The sequence below is a fragment of the Bacillus tianshenii genome, assembly GCA_020524525.2.
Taxonomy (GTDB): Bacteria; Bacillota; Bacilli; order Bacillales; family Bacillaceae_N; genus Bacillus_AV.
In genome coordinates this window covers 2,984,974-3,010,707 of sequence record CP129018.1, presented here as the reverse complement: position 1 = coordinate 3,010,707, position 25,734 = coordinate 2,984,974, and the positions used below count along the sequence as shown (strand labels likewise).

Below are 25,734 nucleotides of genomic sequence, written 5' to 3'. Positions count from 1 at the left end.
ATGGGGGAAATATAAATGCGTTCGACTTTTATGGGATTAGAAACGTCGCTTCGAGCATTACACACGCAACAGGCTGCTTTGCATACAACAGGTCATAACATCGCAAATGCAAATACGCCTGGCTATACAAGGCAGCGAGTGAATTTCGAACAAACAGAACCATATCCAGCACCAGCTATGAACCGCCCGGCCATTCCTGGACAAATGGGTACAGGGGTTAAAGCAGGGGATATTCAGCGTGTTCGTGATGAGTTCATTGATATGCAATTTCGAGGAGAGAATTCGAAATTCAGTTATTGGGAAGGAAGAAGTGAGGTTCTTTCTCAAATGGAAAATATCATGAATGAACCAACAGATGAAGGTCTTGCTAATACGATGGACCAATTTTGGAATGCCTTGCAAGACTTAGCGGTAGAGCCTCAGAATTCTGGAGCAAGACGTGTAGTGCGTCAGCGCGGAATTGCACTTGCTGAAACATTTAACTATACCTATGATTCTCTGAAAGCTATTCAAACCGACTATCGCAAAGAAATCGATGTAACCCAAACAGAAGCAAACTCGATTATTCGACAGATCAATCAAGTTAATAAGCAAATTGGTGACATTGAGCCGCACGGTTATTTGCCAAATGACTTATATGATGAGCGGGATCGTCTAGTCGACCAGCTTTCGTCTATTATGAATGTGAAAGTGAAGCGTGTAGATAGCGGCGGAAACCCATCAAAGGCAGCTGAAGGATTATATGATATCTATGTAGCAGATCCAGAAGGGAATATATTAACAGATAAGAATGGCAGACAAATTAAATTAGTAGACGCCAATTCCCAAACAGCAACCGGCATCCATATTCAATATGTAAATCGCGCAGAATCGGATAGTCCAGTTCAAGAAATCAAGTTCTTCGAGCTAAACGAGAATAAAGAAGGATTTAAAGGCATAACTGATCCAGATACTGCAACAGCAAATTATCACTTAGAAAGCTTTAATGACTTGAAAAGCAACGGAAAGTTAAAAGCATATATTGAAGGCTACGGTTATCTGAAAGATCCTAGCCCTTCTACTTCTGTTGAAGGGATTTTCACAGAGATGATGAGTGATCTTGATGAAATGGCATTCACATTTGCCGATCACTTTAACTTAGTACATCAAAGTGGTTGGAGTATTAATGATATTGAAAATGGTACCCAGAGTGGAACTGACTTCTTTTCGTATTCTGGGACAATAAGTCCAACAGAAGACGATCCAAGTGGGGCAGCTTCAAGAATTCAAGTTTCTCAAGATATAATAGACGATATTGATAACATCGCAGCGGCTGCTGAAGGGAATGTTATTGCTGGGGCGATGGAACGTGAAAGTGTTGACCCGAATACGGTAGGGAATCCTGGGATTACAGGAATTTTCGATACTTCTGTATTGACTACAAACCCAAAACAAGTGCGAATCGATTTAACACATACTCAAGGTAATACACCGCCATGGACATATACCTTATCTGAAATCGATGAAAGTGGTAATATTTCAGCTACCTCTTCACCTGTTGATATAACAGCTGCAGATGAAAAGGTTACAATAAATGGTGTTAAAGTGGATTTCAGTAATGTTGAGATTGATACGGGAGGTAATTCGGTAGAAACCTGGACATTCACCTTCCCCGCAGAAGGGGTTAAACCTAGTGATGAAGCATTTGTCGGAAATGGCTCCAATGCACTTGCTCTAGCAAATGTAAAAGATGCAAAGCTAGATTATGACGGCAGTCTTACAAGTGTACAATCATTCTACCAAGGTATGATCGGGGATATGGGGGTTAATGCTGCTGAGTCAAATCGTTTGGCAGATAATGCATTGACGTTAAAGGATTCGGTTGACAAGCGCAGAATGTCAACTAGCAGTGTCTCATTAGATGAAGAAATGACCAATATGATTAAGTTCCAGCATGCTTATAATGCAGCAGCAAGGAACATGACGGCTGTCGATGAAATGCTAGATAAAATTATTAACGGCATGGGCTTAGTCGGCAGATAAGGAAGGTGAATAGCTAATGCGTATTACACAATCAATGCTGACACAGAATAATTTAAGATATATTAGCAAGAACTATGAGCGAATGGGCAGCATCCAAGACCAGCTTGTAACAGGTAAAAAAATCACACGTCCTTCTGATGACCCAGTAGTAGCGATGAAAGGTATGCGTTACCGAAGCCAAGTAGTTGAAGTTGAGCAATTTAAGCGAAATATTGGTGAAGGGTTTAGCTGGATGGAGAACGGGGATGCTGCACTTGATGAGACAGGTCAAGTCTTGCACCGTATTCGTGAACTAACTGTTCAAGCTTCCAATGACAGTTATGATGAAAGTGCTAGAAAAAACATTTCCAAAGAGATTACTCGTCTACAAGAGCATCTTGTTGCACTTGCTGAAACAAAGGTCGGGGATAAGTATATTTTTAATGGGACAAATACAGATGCTTCACCGGTTGACGCGACAAAAATGAATGTAGACTTTGAAGGCTTTAAAACAAAACTTGCTACTCCTTCGAATGCTGAAAATTATTCTATAACCTACAAAGGAAGAACGTATAAGTACGATTCCGATAATGGCAGCGATGAATTTAAGTTTAAGTATAATGACAATGAATCAATTACCATTAATATTACGAATTCAAAGGTTGAACATAGCATATTTGAAAAAAGAAAGTTAATGCCGGAAGAACCTGCCGTGGAGACGATTACTGAAATTGCAGATAGCGATTTAGTTATATCTCATAATGAATCAGTTTCTTTCAACAATCAAGATGTTGAGATTGAAGTGTTAAAAGGTGTTACGATTCCGATAAATATTCGTTCACAAAATGCTTTCTCAATTAATATGTTCAGTGGGATTGAATCAATTAAGAAAATGTTAACGAATCCAGATGTGGAATCTGCGGATATTAGTACTGCCATTGATGAAATTGATCGTTTTATGGATGATGTTGTTTCTACTCGCGCAGAACTTGGAGCGCGAACAAATCGGGCTGAAATGGTTGAAAATCGTCTCTTGAAGCAAGAGGTCATTGCAAAGCAAACAGTTTCTGAGAATGAAGATATTGATTTTGAAAAAGCCATTATTGACTTGAAAACCCAAGAAAGCATCCACCGTGCTTCTTTAGCAGCTGGTGCTCGGATTATTCAGCCAACACTTATGGATTTCTTGCGTTAATAATTAAGAAAGCTGCTCAATTTAGGGCAGCTTTTCTTTAATGAGGTGATACCTATGCAGCTTCCACGCCTTGAGATACAAACAGAACAGGCGCACCTAGGTATGAATCAACGTAGAGCCAACATTGAAATTCGTCAACATCATGCAGACATTCAATTAAAGCAGCCACATGCTGATGTGAAAATTCATCAAAAGCATGGCAAAATTAAAATTGACCAATCAGCAGCGTTTGCAGATGCAAACCTAAAAGGGATTTTTCAAAGAATCAAAGAATGGACACAAAAAAAGACCGGATACTGTTAAATTTGCACAGCAAGGCGACCAAATGATGAAAATTGAAAATGGCTACGGTGCAATCCAGCGAATCGTCAAAGCTAATAGTGACCTAAAAACCTATGAATTCAATATTGGATTCATTCCCAAAAGTGCTTCCCAAGTTAAGTTCCAATATGAACCTGGAGAAGCACAAATCAATATTAAACCTAATAAAGCATTCATAAAAATTACACCAAACAAGCCAGAAATAAAATATAACCAATGGGTCACGGAAATTTATATGAAACAAAAGAATTCTATCGATATTACAGCCGTTGGGATCAACATTAATAAAATTTTCTGATAAAATGACTTTAAAAAAGTGGTGAAAAAATGCAATTACAAACGAAGTATAATGGTGAAGTCCAAGTGAAACAAGAAGACATCCTTCATTTCAATCAAGGCCTGCCCAGCTTTGAAGAAGAAACAGAATTTATCTTATTGCCTTTCGCAGAAGGAAGCCCGTTTCTAATCTTGCAATCAACGAAAACAAAAGAGTTAGCATTTGTACTAGTAAATCCGTTTGATTTTTTTCAAGACTACCAAGTTAAAATCGAAGATGCGGTTAAAGAACAATTAGAGATTAATAATCGGGATGAAGTAATGATCCTCGTTCTATTAACATTGCAAGAGCCATTCAAAAAAACGACAGCCAACCTGCAAGGTCCTCTCATTATTAATGTAGCCAAGAAGCTGGCTAAGCAGGTTATCTTAAATACAAGCAATTATCAAACAAAGCACTATCTATTTCCACAACAACCTTCTAAAGTACAGGAGGGAAAATAAATGCTCGTCTTAAGACGCAAAGTGAATGAATCCCTCAAGATTGGCGATGACATCGAAATTACCATCCTTGCAATAGAAGGCGAACAAATCAAACTAGGCATCGAAGCACCAAAGCATATCGAGATTCATCGCAAAGAAGTGTACCTATCCATTCAACAAGAAAACAACGAAGCCGCCACAAACTCATTAGACCTACTTCAACAAATTAATCAAAACATAAAAAAATAAATTTTTTCTTCTAAAGTTATTAAACAGTCTCGTTCTCGGTCGATATAGTAAGTGTAAACAACAGGAAATAAAGGCGGCCGACTTTATTCACTGTTTACCAAAATAACCACATGGATGTGGGCTAAATTTCAAGGAGGAAATTATCATGATTATCAATCATAACTTACCTGCGATGAACTCTTATCGTCAATTAGGTATGAACCAAGCAGGCGCTGCAAAATCAATGGAGAAGCTTTCTTCAGGTCTACGCATTAACCGTGCTGGCGATGACGCTGCTGGTCTTGCAATCTCTGAAAAAATGCGTGGTCAAATCAGCGGTTTGAACCAAGCACAACGTAACTCTCAAGATGCGATCTCTTTAATCCAAACGGCTGAAGGTGCTTTGAATGAAACTCATTCAATCCTTCAACGTATGCGTGAGCTTGCTACTCAAGCATCAAACGATACGAATACAGATCAAGACCGTCAAGAGCTTCAAAAAGAGCTTAACCAATTGACTTCTGAAATCAACCGTATCGGTAACAATACTGAGTTTAACCAAAAGAAACTACTTAATGGTTCTCAAAGCCTTAAAGCGGGTGACTATGTAGCATCTGCTGGGGATGTGCAAAGTGGCAATGGTTTAAAAATGCAAGTAGGTGCAAACAGCATGCAAAACTTCACTGTAGATATCTTTGATATGCGTGCTGAAGCATTGGGTATTGCTGGAAGTGGAGGAGCGACGGCTCAAATTGGTTCATCTTCTATGGCAGGACAAACAACAAATGCATGGCAAGATTCTACCAATGAAGTATATTATGATGAAACAGGAGCGAAAACTTCTGGTAAAACTGTAATCACAGAAAATGGAACAACAGTCGGAGCTGAGCAAGTTGCGAAGTCTTCTGACGCGCAATTTGTTTCTGGCGCATCTGCAGCAGATGCAAATAAGCTTACTGATGTAGGTAACTCAAGCGGTAGTACTGTATATGCATTAGATATTCAATCTCATAAAACAGCTACAGCTGCAATTTCTGTAATTGACGCAGCAATCAACCAAGTATCCGCTGAGCGTTCTAAGATGGGTGCCTTCCAAAACCGTCTAGAACATACAATTACTAACCTTGGTAATGCTTCTGAAAACTTACAGGCTGCTGAATCTCGTGTTCGTGACGTAGATATGGCGAAGGAGATGATGAGCTTTACGAAGAATAATATTCTTTCTCAAGCATCTCAAGCTATGTTGGCTCAAGCTAACCAACGTCCACAATCTGTACTTCAATTACTTGGATAATTTTAAATACTCAAAGAAGTTCCAGCGTTGCTGGAACTTCTTTTTTATAGAAATTTATTACCTATTTAGTAGGGAATGTTGGTAGGAAAAAGAATCTTTATTTAACGGACAATCAAATTATGGCGCATTACGTGGACATATTGACCAGCTTGCATGTGCTTTCAAGGCATTAGGACATGATGCAATAATAGTAGACTTTATTGAATCTATAATTTTTTAAGTATGATTCCACTTCACTCTGATTCAGAATACAGACAAATTGGATTGTTATTAACAGGGTTACAAAAATTTACAGACATTTATAATCGTTATTAGAAAGAAGTGCCCAAGGTTGAAAAATTAACATACTCACAAATGGTGTCATAAAACTTAAAAGGTTGTCGAAATTGACGATATTATGTGTGATACCAGCTAAGGATAAACTGGGGGTTATAAATTGAAACTTACATTATTTGAAAAGACGTTTGATTATGAAAACGCACTCTCCTCTATTGAAGAGATGTTTAAAGATATTAATGAAGAAATTGAAAAATCCGATTACTTATTTAGTCATTTGGAAATAGATGGCGTTGAAGTGTATACAGACCATGATATATATATATCTGAATATATAGAGCATATTCAAAAAGTTAATGTCAAAGTATTAAAGCCTGAATCAATGTTAGATGATATGATGCTGCAACTTGAATCATATTTAGAAGGTGCTTTGCCTGAAGTCCAATTATTAGTTGATGATTTTTACCAAGGACCATCAGAAAAGTCTTGGGGAAATTTTGAGCTTCTATTGGAAGGCTTACAGTGGGTGAATCAATTTATCGGTACTGTAGACCAAATTATTGAGGATATGAACGAAAAGAAACAGTACCTTGTTCATCAAGCATCATTAGTAGAAGAGTTTAGAAACCTCGAAGAAGCTATCGAAGCAGGAGATACGATTTTAATAGCTGATATTATTCAATATGAAATAGTACCAGTTATGGAATCTGTAAAAAAAGAAATTACAAAGGAAATTGACAAAAAGAGTATCCGGAAAGATGTTAATTGAAAGTAGTGAATAAAACGTGTCAAACATCTATAAAGGTAAAAAAATACTTATCATTGGTGGTACAGGAACAATAGGACAGCATTTATTAAAAACTCTTTTGACTCATCAACCTGAAGTAATCCGTATTTTTAGTAGGGATGAACATAAACAATTTGAGTTGCAGCAAAAAATGTATAAACATCGTAATATTCGTTATCTAATTGGCGATGTACGGGATGAAAAACGGCTAATTAGAGCAATGGAAGATATTGATTATGTTTTTCATTTAGCAGCTATGAAGCATGTTCCTGCATGTGAATATAACCCATTTGAAGCAGTGAAAACTAATGTTATAGGTACACAAAATGTCATTCAAGCCGCTACAACTATGGATGTTAAACGTGTTCTGTTTACAAGTACGGATAAAGCGATTGCCCCTGCAAATACTTACGGGGCTACAAAGTTAACGGCTGAAAGGTTAATATCTGCTGCTGAATATCAAAAAGGTCCCAAGCAAACCATTTTCAGTTCAGTCCGTTTTGGTAATGTGATGGGTTCTAGAGGATCCGTAATCCCGCTTTTTAAAAAACAAATTGTAGAAGAACAACGTATCACTGTTACGAATCTAGATATGCTACGGTATATGATGACACCATCTCAGGCAATATCGCTTATTCTTGAAGCAAACGAAAGGGCTTATGGTGGAGAAGTATTTGTTTTGAAAATGCCTGTTATTAAGCTTAAGGATTTGGTGGATATTATCATTGAGGAAGTATCAAAAAAACATAATATACCTAGAGGGAGAATTGATATTCAAGAAATAGGTCTTCGTCCAGGTGAAAAAATGTATGAAGAGCTAATGACTGAGGATGAAGCGCGTATAGCTCTCGAAGATGAAGAAATGTTCGTTCTTCAATCACCATATAGAAATGTGGAAGCGCAATATGTAAAAAAGTTAAGTCTTATAGGAAAAGCTCCTGCTCCACTTCAAGAAAATGTAATTGATAAAGAGACGCTACGAAAGTGGTTGATTACTGAACAATTGATATGATTATGGGGGATTTACCTAATGTTAATTGAAAATAAAGATTTTTTAAGAAAGCACTATCGACACATTCGAAATTTATTAAATCAATTTGAAGAACAAGAGAATAAGCAAACAGTTGAACTTATTGATACCAAGATTGGGGAACCGACTGCAATGGTATACAGTGATAGTCGTCCCCAATATGTTCACAGCAAATATGATCCTATTAAAGAAGCTGAGCGATTAGTTGAGCAATACAGTGATCAAATTGATAATTATGAGCATGTTATCTTTTATGGAGTAGGATTCGGCTATCACATTGAAGCTTTTATGAACCGTTATCCTAAATATACTTACACGATCTATGAACCTAGTATTGAAATGTTTTATCATTTCATGTCAACTAGGTCTTTAAAAATACTTCATTTGAATCGACTAAATGATATTTTTATAGAATCTTCACCTGAAGAAGGAAGTTTTTATTTAAGAAAATTGACTGATCAAATTCAGCAACGAATATTGATGATCCCGTTACCTAGTTATGAACGTATTTTTGCAAAACAGTATGAACATTTTTTGCAAAATTTTAAGGAAGGTATAAAATCAAAGCGCTCTAATTTTATTACAGACCTTTCATTTAGTACACGCTGGACATTCAACAGCTTAGCTAATTTACCATACACATTTACCACCCCAAATATTTTAAAAGGTTATAAATCGATTTTTCAAAACAAGCCCTTAATTATCGCAGCAGCAGGGCCTTCCCTTGAAGATGAGTATGAAAATTTACGTTATATTAAAGAAAATAAGTTAGCATATATTTTTGCAATTGGTTCTGCAAACCGTGCATTGGTGGCTAAGGGGATTCTTCCTGATGCAGTTTGTACATATGATCCCCAACAGCATAACTATGGTGTATACCAAAAAATGATGGAACAAGGCATCGATAAATCTGTACCAATGATTTATGGAACAAGTGTAGGCTTTGAGACATTGACAAGGTATCAGGGGCCCAAATTGCATATGATTACAAGTCAAGATACCGTTTCGCAATATTATTTAAAAGATAAAGAAAACACCGCTATTCCAATAGTCCAAGATGCACCAACAATTGCAGCGGTTACTTATCAACTTGCATGTCAATTAGGGTGTAATCCTGTTATACTAGTTGGTCAAAATTTAGGCTTTAGATACAATCAATATTATTCTAAGGAAGTTGGCTATAATACAAAGGACCGAACTGTAAATGTTATGGAGAAAGATAAAAAAGAAGTCATGAAAGTAAAAGATGTATACGGTAATGAAATTGAGACAAACCCATCATTTGAAAATATGAGACAAAATTTACAAATATATATAGCTAATAATTCTCAAGTTAAAACTATTAATACTACAAAAGGTGGTGCTGCAATAGAAGGAGCACAATTTGCACCATTAGAAGAATTGATAGAATCAAGCTTACATGAAAAAGTGGTGGTGGATGAATGGTACAAGAAATCTAATCCGTCATATGATTTAGGATTTACGGTAAATAAAATAACCAAAATAGAGAAGAATTTACAATTATTTCGTAAACAATACAAGGAATTAAAGAAGCTCTTCGAGGAAATGAAAAAAAATATTACTCCAAGTAAAAAAGTGAATAATAGTAAATTAATTGAACGATTTGATAAACAGATAAAGAAGTTTACAGCTAACGATTATTATAATGTTTATGTTCTTCCTATTAATCGAACACATTATCAAGCATTATCAATAAAAGCCTCGAACATTCGAAAACAAATAAATGAATTTGAAAAAATAAAACTGATTTTAGATGCATTTGAACCTTTTATTGAGAAATGTAAACAGATCGGAGAGCAAGTTGCTTGGAGTGTGTTTAGCGTCCATGATGAAATTAATAGCTCATTGCAAGAAGAAGAAAATAAGTACTATCCATGTGATAGTGGCGTGTTTCAATTTGAAGGTGAATGGAAGAGATATAATTTTGGTCCTGGTGTTGATGTTGAGAGATATTACCTTCAATTTGGCACATCTGAACCGGAGTCAATCATTCGTTTTAAACTTAGAGGTACATCATTAAGAATTTACGGCATGAAATTTAGGAGTTCTACCCAAAATATTGAAGTGACAGTGGATAGTAAACGTTATAAAGTATCAACTAAAGATGTAAAGGTAGATTCAGAGGTAGTAAATAAAAGTCAAGTTATTTTTGAAATAGGAAGATTGGATGACGGTATCCATAACATAGAAATTAAGGTATTAGATGATAATAGATTTATGTTTTCAGGAGTTCAAATTAGTAAAGATAGTCGTATTTACCATATAAATGAAGTGGAAGAGTTAAAGGAACTAAGTAAAGGAAAACGCATTCGTTGTCACTATGAATCTACTCTAAATACAGTTGGGTTTTTTAAGGGAATTGGAATGGAAACAACAAGTTTTATACCTTCAAATTCAAGTCCACTACCTAGTGGGGATTTTTATTTTGTAATGGTTGAAGAAGGGAAATGTATCGCTGATAGGAATTTGCAAAAAGATATAAGCTGGGAAAAGCTTCATGGAAAAGGTCTAACTAATATAAAAGGAGTACCTCTTAGCAATCTTAAAGAGAAACTTAACATAAGACTACTGACAGGAGGAAATAATATAAATACCAAAGAAAATGAATGGAATGATTATATTAAAGATCCTACCATTCCTTATGATAATAGTATATTTTGGAACCTGACAGAGGACCAATTAGTATGGTGTATAGAGAACAATGAAGATAAGAAAACAGCTGTTGCTAGAGGGAGGTATACTTTAAAAGGCAAGTCGTATGGAAGTAACTTACACTCATTTCATGAAATCCCTATTAGTAATATGGGTAAATCCTATTTTCGACCAGTATGTTTATTTTAAAAAAAGCTGAAAAATCAAAAAGTAAGGAGAATATATATGGTTAAAGAAAATGGTAAGTTATATGGTGAATCAATATTTATTACTGGTGGAGCAGGGTTTATAGGATCAGCATTAATTGAAAGTCTTATCGAAAATAATCAAATAATTGTGTATGATAATTTTTCAAGGGACTCCATAAGGGATAAGACTTTTTATAATCATAAAAACCTTAAAATTATAAAGGGAGATATCTTAGATATTGAATTACTAAATAGATCAATACAAGGTTCAACTTATGTAGTACATGCTGCTGGGATTGCTGGCGTAGATACGGTTATTAAAAGTCCAATTACAACGATGAAAGTTAATATGGCTGGTTCTTTAAATGTTTTGGAGGCTGCAAGCTCTTTATCCAATTGTAAAAGAGTTATTTGTTTTAGCACCAGTGAGGTGTTTGGACAGATTGCATTTCGCTCAGAAGAAACTAGTCCCACGGTATTAGGGGCTGTGGGAGAAGCTAGGTGGACTTATGCGGTGAGTAAATTATCAGAAGAACATTTAGCTTATGCTTATTTTAAAGAAAGAGGGTTGCCAACGGTAACAGTCCGCCCTTTTAATGTATATGGACCAGGTCAAGTTGGGGAGGGAGCAATTCGTACATTTATAAAGAAAGCCCTAAAAGATAAGGAAATTGAAATTCATGGTGATGGTACACAAATTAGAGCATGGTGCTTTATAGATGATATGGTTGAGGGGATTATCCGCTGTATGAATTCTACCAATGCTATAGGTGAATCATTTAATATTGGAAACTCGCGAACAGTAACAACAATATATGGTTTGGCTAACACTATTATAAGAGTACTTGGCTCAAATTCTAAAATCAATTTCATACAAAAAAATGGAGCGGATATAGAGCTTAGAATACCTACAATTGAAAAAGCGAAAAGGTTAATTGGTTTTGAGGCAAAGGTTGATTTGGAAGAAGGGATAAAAAGTACGGCAGATTTCTATAGGGAGAAAGCATAATGATACGTTTAACTCAACCTAATATTAGTGAGAAGGCTATTAATGAAGTAAATAAAGTTTTGAGGTCCGGTATGTTAGTGCAGGGTAAAAATGTTGAGAGTTTAGAAACTGCTTTAAAAGAATACATGCATATATCTTATGCTTTAGCAACAACTAGTGGAACGGCAGCACTACATTTAGCTTTAATGGCTTTAGAAATAAAAAAGGGTGATGCGGTTTTTATACCTGCATTTACATTTCCGGCAACTGCAAATGTTGTAGAAGTAGTGGGGGCCCGTCCTTATTTAATTGATGTTGAGTTAGGCACTTATAATATAGATGTCGATATATTGGAGGAAGCACTCAATGTATTTAAAGGTGAAGAAAAACCAAAAGCGATAATTGTTGTTCATGAGTTTGGGGCACCATCAAACATGACAGAAATTATGAAGATTGCATATAAATATGGGTTATATGTAATTGAAGATGCAGCCTGTGCTCTTGGAACAGAATGGAACGGAAAGCATGTTGGTACATTTGGTGATGTAGGGTGCTTTTCATGGCATCCAAGAAAAGCGATAACTACTGGAGAAGGGGGAGCGGTAGTAACTAAAGATCAAAAGCTATTTAAGAAGTTATCTTTATTAAGAAATCATGGGATAGAAAATAATGAAGGTGAAATTGACTTTATTATTCCAGGGCTGAACTATCGCATGACAGAATTTCAAGCAGTAATAGGGATTGATCAACTAAATGACTATGAGAAGTTAATTCAAAAGCGTAGATTAATTGTAGAACAATACTTAGCAGGATTAAATAATTTGGAAAATATTTTTCTTCCTCAGAAAGTAGAAGGACATGCTTGGCAAACCTTTATGATTTTGCTTAGTGATATCTTTGAACGAAGTAAAATCATTTCTGAGCTTAAGGACAAAGGGATTGAATCAAATCTTGGGGCACAGGCTGTTCATTTGATGTATCACTATAAAAATAAATACAGTTATATACCTAGAGACTTCCCTAATGCCTCAAGGTTATATCAAAATGGTTTAGCATTACCTTTACATCCACAATTAAGTGAAGAAGATGTAAATTATATTACCACATCTTTTAAGGAGATAATATCAAAATATGAATAAAAAGTTTGTTGTAATAGGTTGTTTGGAGGAAACTGTTGATACATTAAATGCCTTAATAATGTATGGGTGTAAGCCTGACCATATTATTACTTTAAAACAAGAAAATGTGAATATAAATAAGGTTACAAATTATGTTGATTTAACAAATTGGTCAAAAGAAAATAACATTCCATGCTCGTACGTAGAATACTATGACCTCAAAGATGTTAATGATCAAGAAACTATACGCAATATTAATCCCGATATATTAATGGTTATTGGTTGGCAAAGATTGATTCCTGAATCGATATTAGAATGTATAAATATTGGTACTATCGGATTTCATGGTTCTAGTAATTTTCTTCCATGGGGGAGAGGTAGGTCACCAATAAATTGGAGTATTTTGGAAAACAAAACCCGTTTTATTTTACATATGTTTTTTATTAATCCCGGTATTGATGATGGTGATATTATTGGTATGGAGGCGTATGATATTAATCAATGGGATACTTGTCGTTCACTCTATTATAAAACAAGTATTGCACAAGCTAAATTAATTAGAAAGTTTTTGCCTCTACTTTTTCAAGGGAAATTTCCGACCTTTCCTCAGATAGGTGAACCGTTTTATTATCAAAAAAGAACTCCAGAAGATGGACATATAAATTGGAAGTTAGAAGCAAATAGCATATGCAGGCTTGTTAGAGCAGTAACATCCCCATATCCAGGGGCTTTTTGTTATTATAAGGAAGATAAAGGGAAGGTTATGGTGTGGGAAGCACAACCATTTACTAATGACTTGTTTAATTCGGCAAAAAAAGGCGAAGTTGTTTTTATTTCTTATAATGAAAAGGAATTTGTGGTGAAAACATTAAATGGTTCTCTTTTAATTACAAAATATTCTGCGGAACGTCCTCCAAAAGTAGGTGAATTGTTAGAATGAATAGTTATAACCAAATAGATTTTTCAGAGCAAAGGTTAAGAAATTTATATAGATATTCAAAAAAAAATGGGTACCTGGATATATTTTTTGGGGAAGAAAAAAAAGTAAATAAACCTTTCATTTTATGGAGACATGATGTTGATATAGAGTTACCTGCAGTCAAAAAAATGGCTAAGATCGAGTATGAAGAAGGTATTAAATCTACTTATTTTTTTATGACTAATAGTTGGTTTTATAATATTTTTTCAATAGAAGGTAGAGAGACTATTAATTTGGTGAAGAGATTAGGACATAGGGTTGGACTTCATTGTGATTTAGAGGTTATAAGAGATAAAAAAGTAAAAAATGATTATGTTATTGACAAAGTTGAAAAAGACTTCTCCTTATTAAGTGTAATGTACCCTGATACCTTTGATAAGGTGGTCTCATTCCATAACCCACCAAGTTCAATATTGGGAAAAAACTACAAAGGATTTTATTCAACATATAATGAATCTTTTTTTAAAGAAATAAAGTACCTCTCTGACTCTAATAGAATTTGGCGTGAAGGAAGTCCGGAGAGTTGGTTTAATATTGACAGCAACTCTAAACTTTCAATATTATTGCATCCTATTATTTGGGCTTATCCTGGGGTAACAATGGCGGATGCTATGAATGCCTTTATTAAGAGTAAAAATAATAAAATATTTAAAAAATTAGAAGAAGATGATATATATATTTAATAATGCATTTTAATAGAGAGGGAGTGTTATACTTTGGTATCCATTGTTCAAATAAAAAGTGATAAGGATTTTTCTGAATGGGAAAGAACAATTGAAAAGTGGATAATTAAACAAAAAAGTATAATCCCACAGATAAGTCCAGTTTGGTTTAAGGTTTTTCAATCTTTCAAGCATTTTAATTGCAACCTTCTAATTGCCCATGAAAAAGGAAAAATTAAAAACTTTTTCTTTTTTGTTAAATATAATGGAATATATGGAAGTGTTATACACTGTAATCCCTTTATTGTGTATGGAGGTTTTCCAGTAGTTGATTTTTTAGTATGGCGCAAATTGATAGATAAGCTATTTCAAATTGCTATAAATGAAGATTGTATAACAGTAACACTTTGTACACCTCCATTTCAAGAAGTTAATCTTGAAATGTATAAGGAGGTTTTTAAACCTGATTACTGTTATAGTAATTTTTATCAATATAGTTTGTTAAATGACCATCCAGTTAAAAAATTAAGAGCCAAAAGGAGAGCTGCTTTTAAGAATGAAATAAGGAGAGGTAACCTCAGTGGAATTACAATAAGTATAGAAAATTCTATGGATAAATGGAATGAATGGTATAAAATCTACTTTGAAAGGTATAAGGAAGTAGGAGCAAACCCATATCCAAAAGAATTATTTTTAAAAATTTATGAAGAGCTTGTTTCACAAGATAAGGCAAAGCTTTTTTGTGGGTATAATAAAGGAGAAATGATAGGCGGTACTTTAATCCTTTTAGGTAACAAAATTGCTGATTACTTTGCTTCTGCATATACAGGAGGAAATTTAAATGTTTTTTCAAATACGGTAGTTCTAGACAGTATTTTTAATTGGTTAATACAAAATAAGTATGAACTATACAATTGGGAATCAAGCCCTGAAAAATCAGGGGTATATAATTATAAAGCACGTTGGGGAGCTAAAGAGGGAAAACATATATATATGACTAAAGTTATAGGTGACGCTTCCAATATTTTATCTAAAGATGTTAATAAAGTGAAGAAGGAATATAAAGGGATTTATATATTACCTTATAATTTATGGGGAGAGTAAAAAATGAGTATAGTATTTCTTGTCGGGAATAACAGGGAATTATGCCTATATAGGTGTTGCGGAGCAGGTATAAAAATTGATCATGTGATTGCATTTGCCGGACAAAAAAGTAGACTAGATTCATGGGAAGAAGCATGCAAAAAATTAAATGTTCCTTTATCAATTATAGATAAAGGAACGTTAGTTCCATTACTACAAAAGCTTAATCCCCAACTTGCTGTAACGATAGGTTTTCCTTTATTAATACATAAAGAAGGATTAAATTCGGCAGAAAATTTTATTAACGTGCATCCTACGTTGCTTCCTAAGTATAGAGGAGCGCACTCCGGATGGTATATATTGGCTAATAATGAAAAAGAAAGTGGCGTAACTATTCATTTTTTATCATCTGAAATAGATGAAGGAGATATTATTTCACAAGGAAAATTCAAGTTATCTTCCTTTGATACTCCAAGATCAATGTACAAAAAAAGTCGAGAGTTGGAAGCAGAGTTGCTTTTAAAAGTGGTAACTGACTTTAAAGACGGGGTAAACTTCCAAAGGATAAAACAAAATGAAAAAGAGGCAACACTTTATAAAGGGTTAAGAACTCCAGAAGATTCTAAAATTGACCCATCGAAGCCAATTTTAGAATTATTTCATCAAATTCGTGCTTGTGATCCAAATTTATATCCTGCATTTTTTGAATATGAAGGACAAAGGGTTTGTATTAAATTATGGAGACCCGAAAAACCTGAAGGAGAAAAGGATTTATTATAATGACTAGTGTAATACCACATTCAAAGCCATGTTATTCAGTTGAAGATTATAATGCTGTTGCGCAATGTTTGGACAGTTATTATACTGCTTCAGGAGGCCCTGCTTCAAAATTTTTAATAATGAAGCTTGAAAAATATTATAATTCTGATTTAGTTATGTTAACTTCTTCTGGAACCACCGCATTAATATTGGCTTTAATAGCAATAGGAATAAAGCCAGGTGAATCAGTTATACTTCCAAACTATATTTGTAGAGAGGTATATGATGCAGTCAAGTTTCTGGGAATTACCCCTGTTTTAGCAGATGTAGAAAGCAACACGTACACTTTAAACAATTTAACAGTTGAAGAAAAAATTAATTCAAAAGTAAAAGGGATTATTTTTCCTCATATGTTTGGCTTTCCGGGTATGATTAAAGGTTTAAATAAGTTTAACCTCCCAATTATAGAAGATTTATCACAAGGATTAGGGGTAAAAATAGGTAATAAAAATGCTGGGGAATTTGGCGATGTTTCACTCTTATCTTTTAAATCTATAAAAATGTTGGGAGGAGGGGAAGGAGGAGCTTTAATTTTAAATACTCCAAAATCAAAGGAAAATATCAAAAACTTCCTTAGTGGTGCCGACAAATTTTATCCTCCTTTATTATTTAGTATGTCTGATTTAACAGCCTCTTTAGTGTTGAGTCAATGGGATAAAATGGATGTTTTTGTGTGTAAGCGAAAAAGTATAGCTATCAACTATTTGAACTCATTTAAAAATTTAAATTTTGATTTACCCTTATTCTTAGAAGAAAACTCATGGCATAGATTTCCGATAAAATTAGTCGGGGATGTATCATTTGAAAATATACAAAAAAAGTATTATGAAAATGGAGTTGTTATTCGAAAGCCTGTTGATAACTTACTAAATGAATTACTTTCAATAGAAGGGGAATTCCCCACATCAAGGGAAATTTTTGAAAAAACTATCTCGATTCCTTTATATCCAGCCTTGAAAGAGGATGAAATAGATAAGATAATAAAGGTAACGAATAAAATATTTGGATAATATAGGTGGGTTAGGATGAAAATAATACATGGACCTATTGAAATAGCAGGACAAGTAGGTATTACTGCTAGAGCTCAAAGAGCGGTGGGATATGCTAGCGTTTCTGCAGTTCATTCTAAAAATCGATATAATTATAAAAATGATATTTATATCCATAGAAAAGAAGAAGGTCATATTTCTAGATGGTTTAAAAAAGGCATTTTCTTAAAAAGTTATTTAACAGATTATGATGTTTATCATTTTCATTTTGCAGAACCATTTTATAGATATAAAGGTTATTATTTTGATACAAAACTCTTAAAAAAAATGAATAAAAAGTTATTTATAGAATTTTGGGGGAATGATATAAGATTACCTAAATTAGAAAAAAAGAGAAATCCTTTTTATGTAGATCCATATAATTTATCTGATGAAATTAATATTGAAAAAATGAAAAAATGGGCTGATATTACTGAAGGGAAAGTTATTGTTGCTGACCACTCTTTTAATATATTTTTAGAGAAATATTTTGATGATATTAACATTGTGGGTCAAAGAATAGAAATAGAAAATTTCTCTCCTTCATTTCCGAATCCTGACAATAAAGTTCCGTTAGTAGTTCATGCACCAAGTTTAAAAGCCTTTAAAGGCACAAGTTTTCTTCAAAAGGCTGTAGAGAATCTTAAAAAGAAAGGCTTAGAGTTTGAATATTTAGAAATTACAAACAAGCCAAATGAAGAAGCACTCCAACTATATAGCAAAGCAGATATTATTGTTGATCAATTATGTGCAGGTTCGCATGGGATATTTGCTTGCGAAGCAATGGCTTTGGGGAAACCAGTCATTTGTTATATACTTCCAGAACTTATAAATACATATAATAAAGGGTTCCCTATTATTAACGCTAATCCAGATACAATAGAGCTGATCCTTGAAGAATGGATTTTAAAGCATGAAGAACGTTATAAACTAGGTGTTAAAAGTAGGGAATATGTTGAAAGAGTCCACGATGCAAAAATAGTTGCAAATAAATTAATAGATATATATATAGGATAATTTGCTTCATAAAACAGAGAATAAGCCTATATAAAAAATTATTCACCAAAAGCAATACGTCTGTACAAAGCAAGCAACAAGCATTGAAACGTAAGTGGCAATGGGTCTTGCAAATTAAATCGCTAAACCAAACAAGCCATTGCCTAAACCTCACATATTTGAATTGCGAACTGTTATAAGGGATCTTGAAAATGGCATGGAACTTACTTCAAAATGAATAGGTTCTCCGCCGGTTTAGTAGTGGAATAGCCTAATTACATAATTTAAAATTGTATGCACCCCATCTACCAAACAATTGTATTAGCAGGGTTTAACGGCATTTTTGTTTCTATTGAATATTTAATATTAATTTGTGGAGTAGTACAAAGAGCAAATGTCGGTTACACTATTTTTTATTATTTACTCATCAACCAATTATATGTCTTCAATCGTTTTTCCTCTGTTTATCATCTTCATTTTATTGATATAGTTCTAATACATTTCACTTATTATAGTACATTTTTAAAAGCTTAATAAAAATATCAATATGTCGATAATAGTTATTAGAAGAGAAAAATAAAAAATTTATATTGCGATTTTGAGATTATAAGCTATAACTTCATAACAATTAAGGAGTTTATCTCATGAAAAAAGTTTGCATGCTAACATCTGGTCATTTATATAATGACAACCGGATTTTTTATAAGGAAGCAAGAACTTTACAAGAGAATGGTTATAACGTATCGGTTATCGCTCCAGTTAATAAAGATGGTTATTTTTTGAATAATTCCAATCAACCGACGTTTAAACCACAAAGTAATAAGATTATTGAAAAACAAATTGAGGTTTATGGATATCATAAAACTTTTAGAAAAGATGTAAATAAAAACATAGATGAACTGAGATATGACATTCATATGGATTTTATTTCAAATATTAATAATGAAAATATAGATGATTTAGAGATAAACTTAATAAATCTCGGAATGGAAATAGATGCAGATATTTACCATGCTCATGAAATATCTTCTGTTTATGCTGCTGTTAAAATTAAACAATTGAAAGCTGTACAAGGGAAAAAAATAAAGGTCGTTTATGATGTTCACGAATTTTTCCCAAGTATATATAGAGATACAGTAGCAAAAACTGATTTTTATAAAAAGAAATATGAAGAAATGATTATTGAATTTGAAAAAACAGTTTTACCGTATTGTGATTTAGTAGTAACGGTATCTAATTCAATAAAAGAATATTTGGAGTCATTAAATAAAAATACTTACATTGATTTGATTAGAAATGTTCCTACTAAACTTGGTCCAAGCTATGAGAAAATTGAAAATGATATGCCAATTATATGCTATGAAGGGTATATACGATTTGAACGTGGTTTGAGAGAAATTATGGAAAGTTGTTCTGTACTAAAAACTATATATCCAGAGTTTAAGCTGGTATTCATAGGTGGGGCAGTTGGGGATGAAAAGTCCTATTTAGATAGAGAAATAGAAGAAAGAGATTTACATAATAACATTATCCAAACAGGATGGCTAACACCAGATAAAGCCCATGAAGAAATATGCAAGTGTGATATAGGATTGCAGCTACTGAATAATATTCCAAACTGTCAGGTTGCGCTTCCCAATAAGCTATTTAATTATATGAGAGCAGGATTAGCAGTCATTGGAATGAACTATAAAGAAATTTCTAGTGTGATGAAAAATGCAAATTGTGGGCTTCTCATTAATAAGTTAGATTCAAACCTTTTAACAAATGCAATGATAAATTTAATTGAACAATCTCGTTTATTAAATTATTTTAAAAAGAATTCTAGAATCGCATTTGAATCAAGTTATAACTGGGAAAAGGAAGGGGAAAAGTTATTGAAATTATATACTGAATTCTGCTAGATAATTTGAAAGCAAATTAGATATGTAAATAACTTAGTAAAGGAGTATGCATTTTGAAAGGTGTAATTTTAGCTGGAGGAAAAGGTACACGGTTGTATCCATTAACGAAGGTTACAAATAAACATTTACTTCCGGTTGGGATGGAACCTATGATATTCAACCCAATAAAACAATTAATATCAGCCGATATTAGAGATATTCTAATAGTGACAAGTACGGAGCATATGGGGGATGTTGTTAACTTATTAGGTAGCGGTACAAGTATGGGGTGTAGCTTTACGTACAAAGTTCAAGATGAAGCGAAAGGTATAGCAGATGCTCTTCTATTAGCAGAAAACTTTTCCAATGGGGAGAAAATAGTAGTTATTCTAGGTGATAATATTTCTGACACGTCTATCAAACCATTTGTAGAGAGCTTTAACAAACAAGAAAAAGGAGCTCGTGTACTATTAAAAAAAGTAGGTGATCCTGAAAGGTATGGTGTAGCAGCAATTGATGAAAGGAAAGTTATTCAGATTGAAGAAAAGCCGAAACAGCCTAAATCAGATTTTGCAGTAATTGGTTATTATATGTACGATAATAAAGTGTTTGATTTTATTCGAGATATAGACTTTTCAGAACGTGGTGAACTTGAAATTACTTCTGTTAATAATATATATATACAAAAAAATGAATTGAAATACGGTATTCATGATGGAAGCTGGACAGATGCTGGGACAATTCAGTCGTTACAATTAGCCAATGAAATAATGCTTAGAGTAAAAAACCAAATTCAGGTGGGTTAAATTATGGAAAAAACAGTATTAGTTACAGGTGCAGGTGGGTATATTGGGAGTGTGCTTGTTCATAAACTATTAGAACATGGCTACTGTGTAAAAGCAGTGGATCGATATTTTTTTGGTAAGGATAAAGTAAAGCCACATCCAAAACTTGAAATGGTACAAGAAGATTGCCGTCGTATGAAAGAAGTAGTCTTTGAGAATGTTGATGCAGTAATCGACCTAGTAGCGATTTCGAATGATCCTATTGGGGAATTGTTTAAAGATATTACATATGAAATTAATTATTTATCAAGAGTGAATACTGCAAAAATGGCTAAAGAACAAGGTGTTAAACAATATATACTGCCATCTTCATGTAGCATTTACGGTTTTCAAGAAAAACATGTTATTGTGGACGAGAAATTTTCAACAAACCCTTTAACGACTTATGCAAAAGCCAATGAAAAAGCTGAGCAAGAAATTCTTCCTTTAGCAGATGATAATTATATTGTAACGATATTGCGTCAAGCAACTGTTTTTGGGGTTTCACCAAGGATGAGATTTGATTTAGCTGTAAATGGGATGACACATGGTGCATGGAAGAATGGTGTTATTCCATTAATGAGAGACGGTTTTCAATGGAGACCCATGGCTCATGTGCAAGATGTAACAGATGTTATGGTTCTTCTGCTTAATACCCATGCTCAATTAATTAATGGGGAAATCTTTAATGTAGGTGCCAATGAAAACAACTACCAACTTGAACAACTTGCAAAAGAAATAATAGAAGCAGTATCCCACGATGTTTCTATTGAGTGGTACGGAGATCCTGATCATCGTTCTTATCGAGTGAATTTTGATAAGATTGAAAATACACTTGGATGGAAGGCAAAATGGGATGTTTATGCTGGTGCTAAGGAAGTTTTTAATGCTTTGGAGACCGGACAAATAAATAATACAAATGAGAATATTACTTTAAATTGGTATAAAGAATTAATAAAATGGCATCGCATTATAAAGGAAGTTGAACTATACGGTGGAATACTTGAAATTGATAAGGATTAAAGTGGTGATTTTTAATGGATGTAAAAAAACTAGACTTTAACATGTTTAATGATGAAAGAGGTTCCTTAATTGCCCTTGAGCAACATAAAGAAATCCCTTTTGAAATAAAAAGGATTTATTATATTTTTAATAATGAACTTGATTGTGTTCGTGGTAAACATGCACATAAGCATTTAGAACAGGTTCTGATTTGTGTTAATGGTTCTTGCGATGTTTTAACGGATGATGGAAAAACTAAAGAGATTGCAACATTAGATAATCCTAATAAAGCCTTATATATTGGAAATATGGTTTGGAGAGAAATGTTTAACTTTTCAAAAGGGTGTGTATTATTAGTAATTGCGAGCGAACTCTATGATCAAGAGGATTACATTAAGGATTATAATCTGTTTTTGGAGGAAGTAAGTTGAGTTATTTTGTGCACCCTAAAGCCATAAATGAATCTAAAAATGTTGGTAATAACACTAGAATTTGGGCGTTTGCGCATATTCTCCCTAATGCAGTATTAGGAGAAAATTGTAATATTTGTGATCATACTTTTATTGAGAATGAAGTTATTATTGGTCATCATGTAACAATAAAATCAGGCGTTTATATATGGGATGGAGTTAGAATTGCTGATAATGTATTTATCGGTCCTAATGTTACTTTTACAAATGACAAAACACCAAGATCCAAGCTATACAAGGCTGAGAGTATTGTGACAAAAGTCTTGGAAGGCGCGTCTATCGGAGCAAATGCAACTATTCTTGCTGGAATTACTATTGAAAAGTATGCAATGATTGGAGCTGGCTCAGTAGTAACTAAAGATATTCCGCCTCACACCTTATGGTATGGGAATCCAGCTGAATTAAGAGGTTACGTTTGTTACTGTGGAGAAAAGTTGCACTCAAAAGATTTATATTGTAACAATTGTAAAATTAGGTTTCAATTAGAGGATGGTAAATTACAAGACATGCTCAAGGAGAATTCTTGATGATTCCATTTTTAGATTTAAAAAAAATAAATGAACAATACAGTGATGAAATTAATGAAGCAATTCAAAGAGTAATAAAATCTGGGTGGTATGTTTTAGGTGACGAATTGCAACAATTTGAAGCTGAATTTGCATCTTATTGTGGAGTAAAACATTGTATTGGCACTTCAAGTGGTTTAGATGCACTTTCACTAATTTTAAATGCATATGACTTTAAATCAGGGGATGAGGTTATTGTTCCAGCTAACACTTTTATTGCAACAATTTTAGCAATAACCAAAAATAACCTAACACCAGTATTTGTAGAGCCTGATATAACATCTTACAATATAAATTCTGTTTTAATAGAAGAAAAAATTACTGAAAGAACGAAAGCGATTATGGTTGTACATTTATATGGCCAATGCTCTGATATGGAAGTTATTAAAAAGGTTGCTCAAAAATATAATCTGGTAATTATTGAAGATGCAGCACAAGCTCATGGTGCTGTATATAATAAGCAAAAAGTTGGGAGTATCGGTGATGTAGCAGCTTTTAGTTTCTTTCCAGGAAAGAACTTAGGTGCTTTAGGTGATGGAGGAGCAGTTACTACAAATGAGCCCAATATAGCAGCAAAGATTAGAATGTTACGTAATTATGGTTCTAAAGAGAAGTATGTTCACATGTATGAAGGAGAAAATAGTAGACTTGATGAAATTCAAGCAGCTATTTTAAGGGTTAAACTCAAATACCTTGATAGTGACAATCAAAAAAGAAGAAACATTGCAAATTTTTACCTCGAGAATATAACTAATCCATCTATTATTAAACCCAATGTCATTACAGATAGTAAAGCTCATGTATGGCATTTATTTGTTATACGGGCAAAAAATAGAGGTGAACTTCAAAAATTTCTAATGTCGCATGGTGTACAAACTCTAATTCATTATCCAATCCCTCCGCATAAACAAAAGGCCTATAAAAAATGGGGAAATTTAAATTTGCCTATTTCAGAAAAGTTACATAATGAAGTACTCAGTTTACCTATGAGTCCAGTACTTACTAAATCTGAATATGAAAAAGTTGTAATGGTTTTAAACCATTTTAAGTAGTGGATAATTGAGAAAGGAGCATTCCTGTTAGAAGCTTTTTCGGGGACTTGAAATAAAAAGAGCCCTCTTGGTATGATGCGGGGTGTCAATTCACGGACGAAATGACCCCTAATTTGGATACCAAGGAGGACTCAATATGAATTCTACTCAAAACAATAAAATTAATCAAGTCACCGAACAAACACTCGTTGTCGGTATGGATATTGCAAAACGCACACATTACGCATGCTTTGTCGATGAACGGGGCAGGGTGCTTAAAAAAGCTTTTCCGGTTTCTCAGTCCCACGGTGGTTTTGAAAAACTGTATCAAAGAATATTGAAAGCAATGAAGGAACATCGGAAAACGGAAGTCATTCTTGGGATTGAGCCGACCGGTCACTACTGGCTTAACCTGGCGTATTTCCTTGATGACCGAGGCATTTCTCTGGTGATGACGAATCCAATGCATGTGAAGCGTTCCAAAGAGCTGGATGACAACCTTCCAACGAAGCATGATGCCAAGGATGCGCTGGTGATTGCCCGCCTTGTGAAAGACGGACGATTCAGCTATCCGCGAATTCTTAAAGGCATGGAAGCCGAGCTGCGCGTTGGTTCAACGCTTCGTTCAAAGCTCATAGAGGAACAAGGGGCCGTCCGGAATCAGATGATTCGCTGGCTGGATCGTTACTTTCCAGAGTATACGCAAGTTTTCCCGACCTTCGGCAAAATGGCGCTCGCTGTACTGGAAACATCGCCCTTTCCATGCGACCTAGCACAAAAAGAAGCCGAAGAGCTATTGGATGAACTTCGGCAGGTTGAAGGGATGAAATCACCCCAAGCGCCAAAAGTAGCGAAGCTCATTAACGTCGCTCACCACTCGATTGGCGTAACAGAAGGACAACAGATGGCCCGTGTTGAAATCGCCACACTTGTCCGCCGTTACCGCCAGCTTGAACAAGAGGTTGCGTCCTTGACGGATCAGTTAACAGAGCTTGTCCGAACATCTGTCGAATATGAATGGCTTTCGACTGTACCAGGTCTCGGAGATGCGACCATTGTCGAACTGCTCTCTGAAATCGGCAGTTTCTCTCATTACCAACACCCACGCCAACTACTCAAACTTGCGGGGTTAACGTTGCGAGAGAACTCATCCGGTCAGCACAAAGGACAGAAGCGAATCTCTAAGCGTGGAAGAAGACGGCTGCGCGCCCTTCTCTTCCGTGTCATGATGCCGATGATTCGTCATAACGCAGCCTTTCGTGAGCTGCATGATTATTATACAAACAGAACCACAAACCCGTTACGCAAGAAGCAGTCAATCGTTGTTCTATGCGGCAAGTTACTGAAAGTTTTACATGCGATTAGCACGAAGCATATTGCGTTTGATGCAAAGCGAATGATGCATGACATTCCTCTTCTCGAAGGATGAAACGAAGTGAACACATTTTTTTGAACCCTAGACAACAGGATGATACGGAGAAGCCGGCACTATTTTTACCATTCGACCTTGAGTCCCTAAAGGAGCTTCGCTGG

General features: G+C 34.4%; 25 protein-coding genes. All 25 read left to right on the top strand.

Annotated features, from left to right (window positions below):
* Positions 1-15: 15 nt before the first annotated feature.
* Positions 16-2,022 (top strand): flagellar hook-associated protein FlgK, encoded by a 2,007-nt coding sequence (flgK, locus tag LC040_15230; protein WLR50599.1) that lies wholly within the window; start codon positions 16-18, stop codon positions 2,020-2,022.
* Positions 2,023-2,038: 16 nt separating this feature from the next.
* Positions 2,039-3,196 carry a flagellar hook-associated protein FlgL gene (gene flgL / locus LC040_15225; GenBank protein ID WLR50598.1) on the top strand — a complete coding sequence of 386 codons (1,158 nt, stop codon included), beginning with the start codon at positions 2,039-2,041 and terminating at the stop codon, positions 3,194-3,196.
* A 54-nt stretch (positions 3,197-3,250) separates the two neighbouring features.
* Positions 3,251-3,499, top strand: coding sequence for a DUF6470 family protein (locus LC040_15220; GenBank protein WLR50597.1), 249 nt, complete (start codon positions 3,251-3,253; stop codon positions 3,497-3,499).
* Positions 3,500-3,521: 22 nt separating this feature from the next.
* On the top strand, positions 3,522-3,815 hold the full coding sequence (locus LC040_15215; GenBank protein WLR50596.1) for a DUF6470 family protein: 294 nt from the start codon (positions 3,522-3,524) through the stop codon (positions 3,813-3,815).
* Positions 3,816-3,844: 29 nt separating this feature from the next.
* Positions 3,845-4,297, top strand: coding sequence for a flagellar assembly protein FliW (gene fliW / locus LC040_15210; protein ID WLR50595.1), 453 nt, complete (start codon positions 3,845-3,847; stop codon positions 4,295-4,297).
* The gene (csrA, locus tag LC040_15205; GenBank protein ID WLR50594.1) at positions 4,298-4,525 is read left to right on the top strand and encodes a carbon storage regulator CsrA; all 228 of its coding nucleotides are present in this window, start codon (positions 4,298-4,300) and stop codon (positions 4,523-4,525) included.
* A gap of 145 nt (positions 4,526-4,670) precedes the next feature.
* Entirely contained in the window at positions 4,671-5,798 is a 1,128-nt protein-coding gene (locus tag LC040_15200) for a flagellin (GenBank protein ID WLR50593.1), read from the top strand.
* A gap of 436 nt (positions 5,799-6,234) precedes the next feature.
* Positions 6,235-6,843 (top strand): hypothetical protein, encoded by a 609-nt coding sequence (locus LC040_15195; protein WLR50592.1) that lies wholly within the window; start codon positions 6,235-6,237, stop codon positions 6,841-6,843.
* A gap of 16 nt (positions 6,844-6,859) precedes the next feature.
* A complete protein-coding gene (locus tag LC040_15190; GenBank protein WLR50591.1) occupies positions 6,860-7,873 on the top strand; it encodes a polysaccharide biosynthesis protein in 1,014 nt (337 codons plus the stop codon).
* A gap of 18 nt (positions 7,874-7,891) precedes the next feature.
* Complete coding sequence (locus tag LC040_15185; GenBank protein WLR50590.1) at positions 7,892-10,753, top strand: DUF115 domain-containing protein; 2,862 nt, start codon at positions 7,892-7,894, stop codon at positions 10,751-10,753.
* A gap of 36 nt (positions 10,754-10,789) precedes the next feature.
* Positions 10,790-11,761 (top strand): NAD-dependent epimerase/dehydratase family protein, encoded by a 972-nt coding sequence (locus tag LC040_15180; protein ID WLR50589.1) that lies wholly within the window; start codon positions 10,790-10,792, stop codon positions 11,759-11,761.
* Entirely contained in the window at positions 11,761-12,879 is a 1,119-nt protein-coding gene (locus LC040_15175) for a DegT/DnrJ/EryC1/StrS family aminotransferase (GenBank protein ID WLR50588.1), read from the top strand. Before LC040_15180 ends, LC040_15175 begins: the two co-directional genes overlap by 1 nt.
* The gene (locus tag LC040_15170; protein ID WLR50587.1) at positions 12,872-13,798 is read left to right on the top strand and encodes a formyltransferase family protein; all 927 of its coding nucleotides are present in this window, start codon (positions 12,872-12,874) and stop codon (positions 13,796-13,798) included. The genes LC040_15175 and LC040_15170 overlap by 8 nt, the downstream gene beginning before the upstream one ends.
* On the top strand, positions 13,795-14,520 hold the full coding sequence (locus tag LC040_15165; protein WLR50586.1) for a hypothetical protein: 726 nt from the start codon (positions 13,795-13,797) through the stop codon (positions 14,518-14,520). Before LC040_15170 ends, LC040_15165 begins: the two co-directional genes overlap by 4 nt.
* A 33-nt stretch (positions 14,521-14,553) precedes the next feature.
* Entirely contained in the window at positions 14,554-15,603 is a 1,050-nt protein-coding gene (locus tag LC040_15160; protein ID WLR50585.1) for a GNAT family N-acetyltransferase, read from the top strand.
* A gap of 3 nt (positions 15,604-15,606) precedes the next feature.
* Positions 15,607-16,362, top strand: coding sequence for a formyltransferase family protein (locus LC040_15155; GenBank protein ID WLR50584.1), 756 nt, complete (start codon positions 15,607-15,609; stop codon positions 16,360-16,362).
* Positions 16,362-17,411, top strand: a complete 1,050-nt coding sequence (locus LC040_15150) for a DegT/DnrJ/EryC1/StrS family aminotransferase (protein ID WLR50583.1) — start codon at positions 16,362-16,364, stop codon at positions 17,409-17,411. The genes LC040_15155 and LC040_15150 overlap by 1 nt, the downstream gene beginning before the upstream one ends.
* Before the next feature lie 15 nt (positions 17,412-17,426).
* Complete coding sequence (locus LC040_15145) at positions 17,427-18,446, top strand: glycosyltransferase (protein ID WLR50582.1); 1,020 nt, start codon at positions 17,427-17,429, stop codon at positions 18,444-18,446.
* A gap of 623 nt (positions 18,447-19,069) precedes the next feature.
* Positions 19,070-20,329 (top strand): glycosyltransferase family 4 protein, encoded by a 1,260-nt coding sequence (locus tag LC040_15140; protein ID WLR50581.1) that lies wholly within the window; start codon positions 19,070-19,072, stop codon positions 20,327-20,329.
* A 53-nt stretch (positions 20,330-20,382) separates the two neighbouring features.
* Positions 20,383-21,114 (top strand): sugar phosphate nucleotidyltransferase, encoded by a 732-nt coding sequence (locus tag LC040_15135; protein WLR50580.1) that lies wholly within the window; start codon positions 20,383-20,385, stop codon positions 21,112-21,114.
* Between the two features lie 3 nt (positions 21,115-21,117).
* Entirely contained in the window at positions 21,118-22,155 is a 1,038-nt protein-coding gene (locus tag LC040_15130; GenBank protein ID WLR50579.1) for an SDR family oxidoreductase, read from the top strand.
* Between the two features lie 14 nt (positions 22,156-22,169).
* Positions 22,170-22,565, top strand: a complete 396-nt coding sequence (locus tag LC040_15125; GenBank protein WLR50578.1) for an FdtA/QdtA family cupin domain-containing protein — start codon at positions 22,170-22,172, stop codon at positions 22,563-22,565.
* Positions 22,562-23,131 (top strand): acyltransferase, encoded by a 570-nt coding sequence (locus LC040_15120; protein ID WLR50577.1) that lies wholly within the window; start codon positions 22,562-22,564, stop codon positions 23,129-23,131. Before LC040_15125 ends, LC040_15120 begins: the two co-directional genes overlap by 4 nt.
* Positions 23,131-24,222, top strand: a complete 1,092-nt coding sequence (locus LC040_15115) for a DegT/DnrJ/EryC1/StrS family aminotransferase (GenBank protein ID WLR50576.1) — start codon at positions 23,131-23,133, stop codon at positions 24,220-24,222. The genes LC040_15120 and LC040_15115 overlap by 1 nt, the downstream gene beginning before the upstream one ends.
* Before the next feature lie 136 nt (positions 24,223-24,358).
* Positions 24,359-25,630 (top strand): IS110 family transposase, encoded by a 1,272-nt coding sequence (locus LC040_15110; GenBank protein WLR50575.1) that lies wholly within the window; start codon positions 24,359-24,361, stop codon positions 25,628-25,630.
* Positions 25,631-25,734 lie beyond the last annotated feature (104 nt).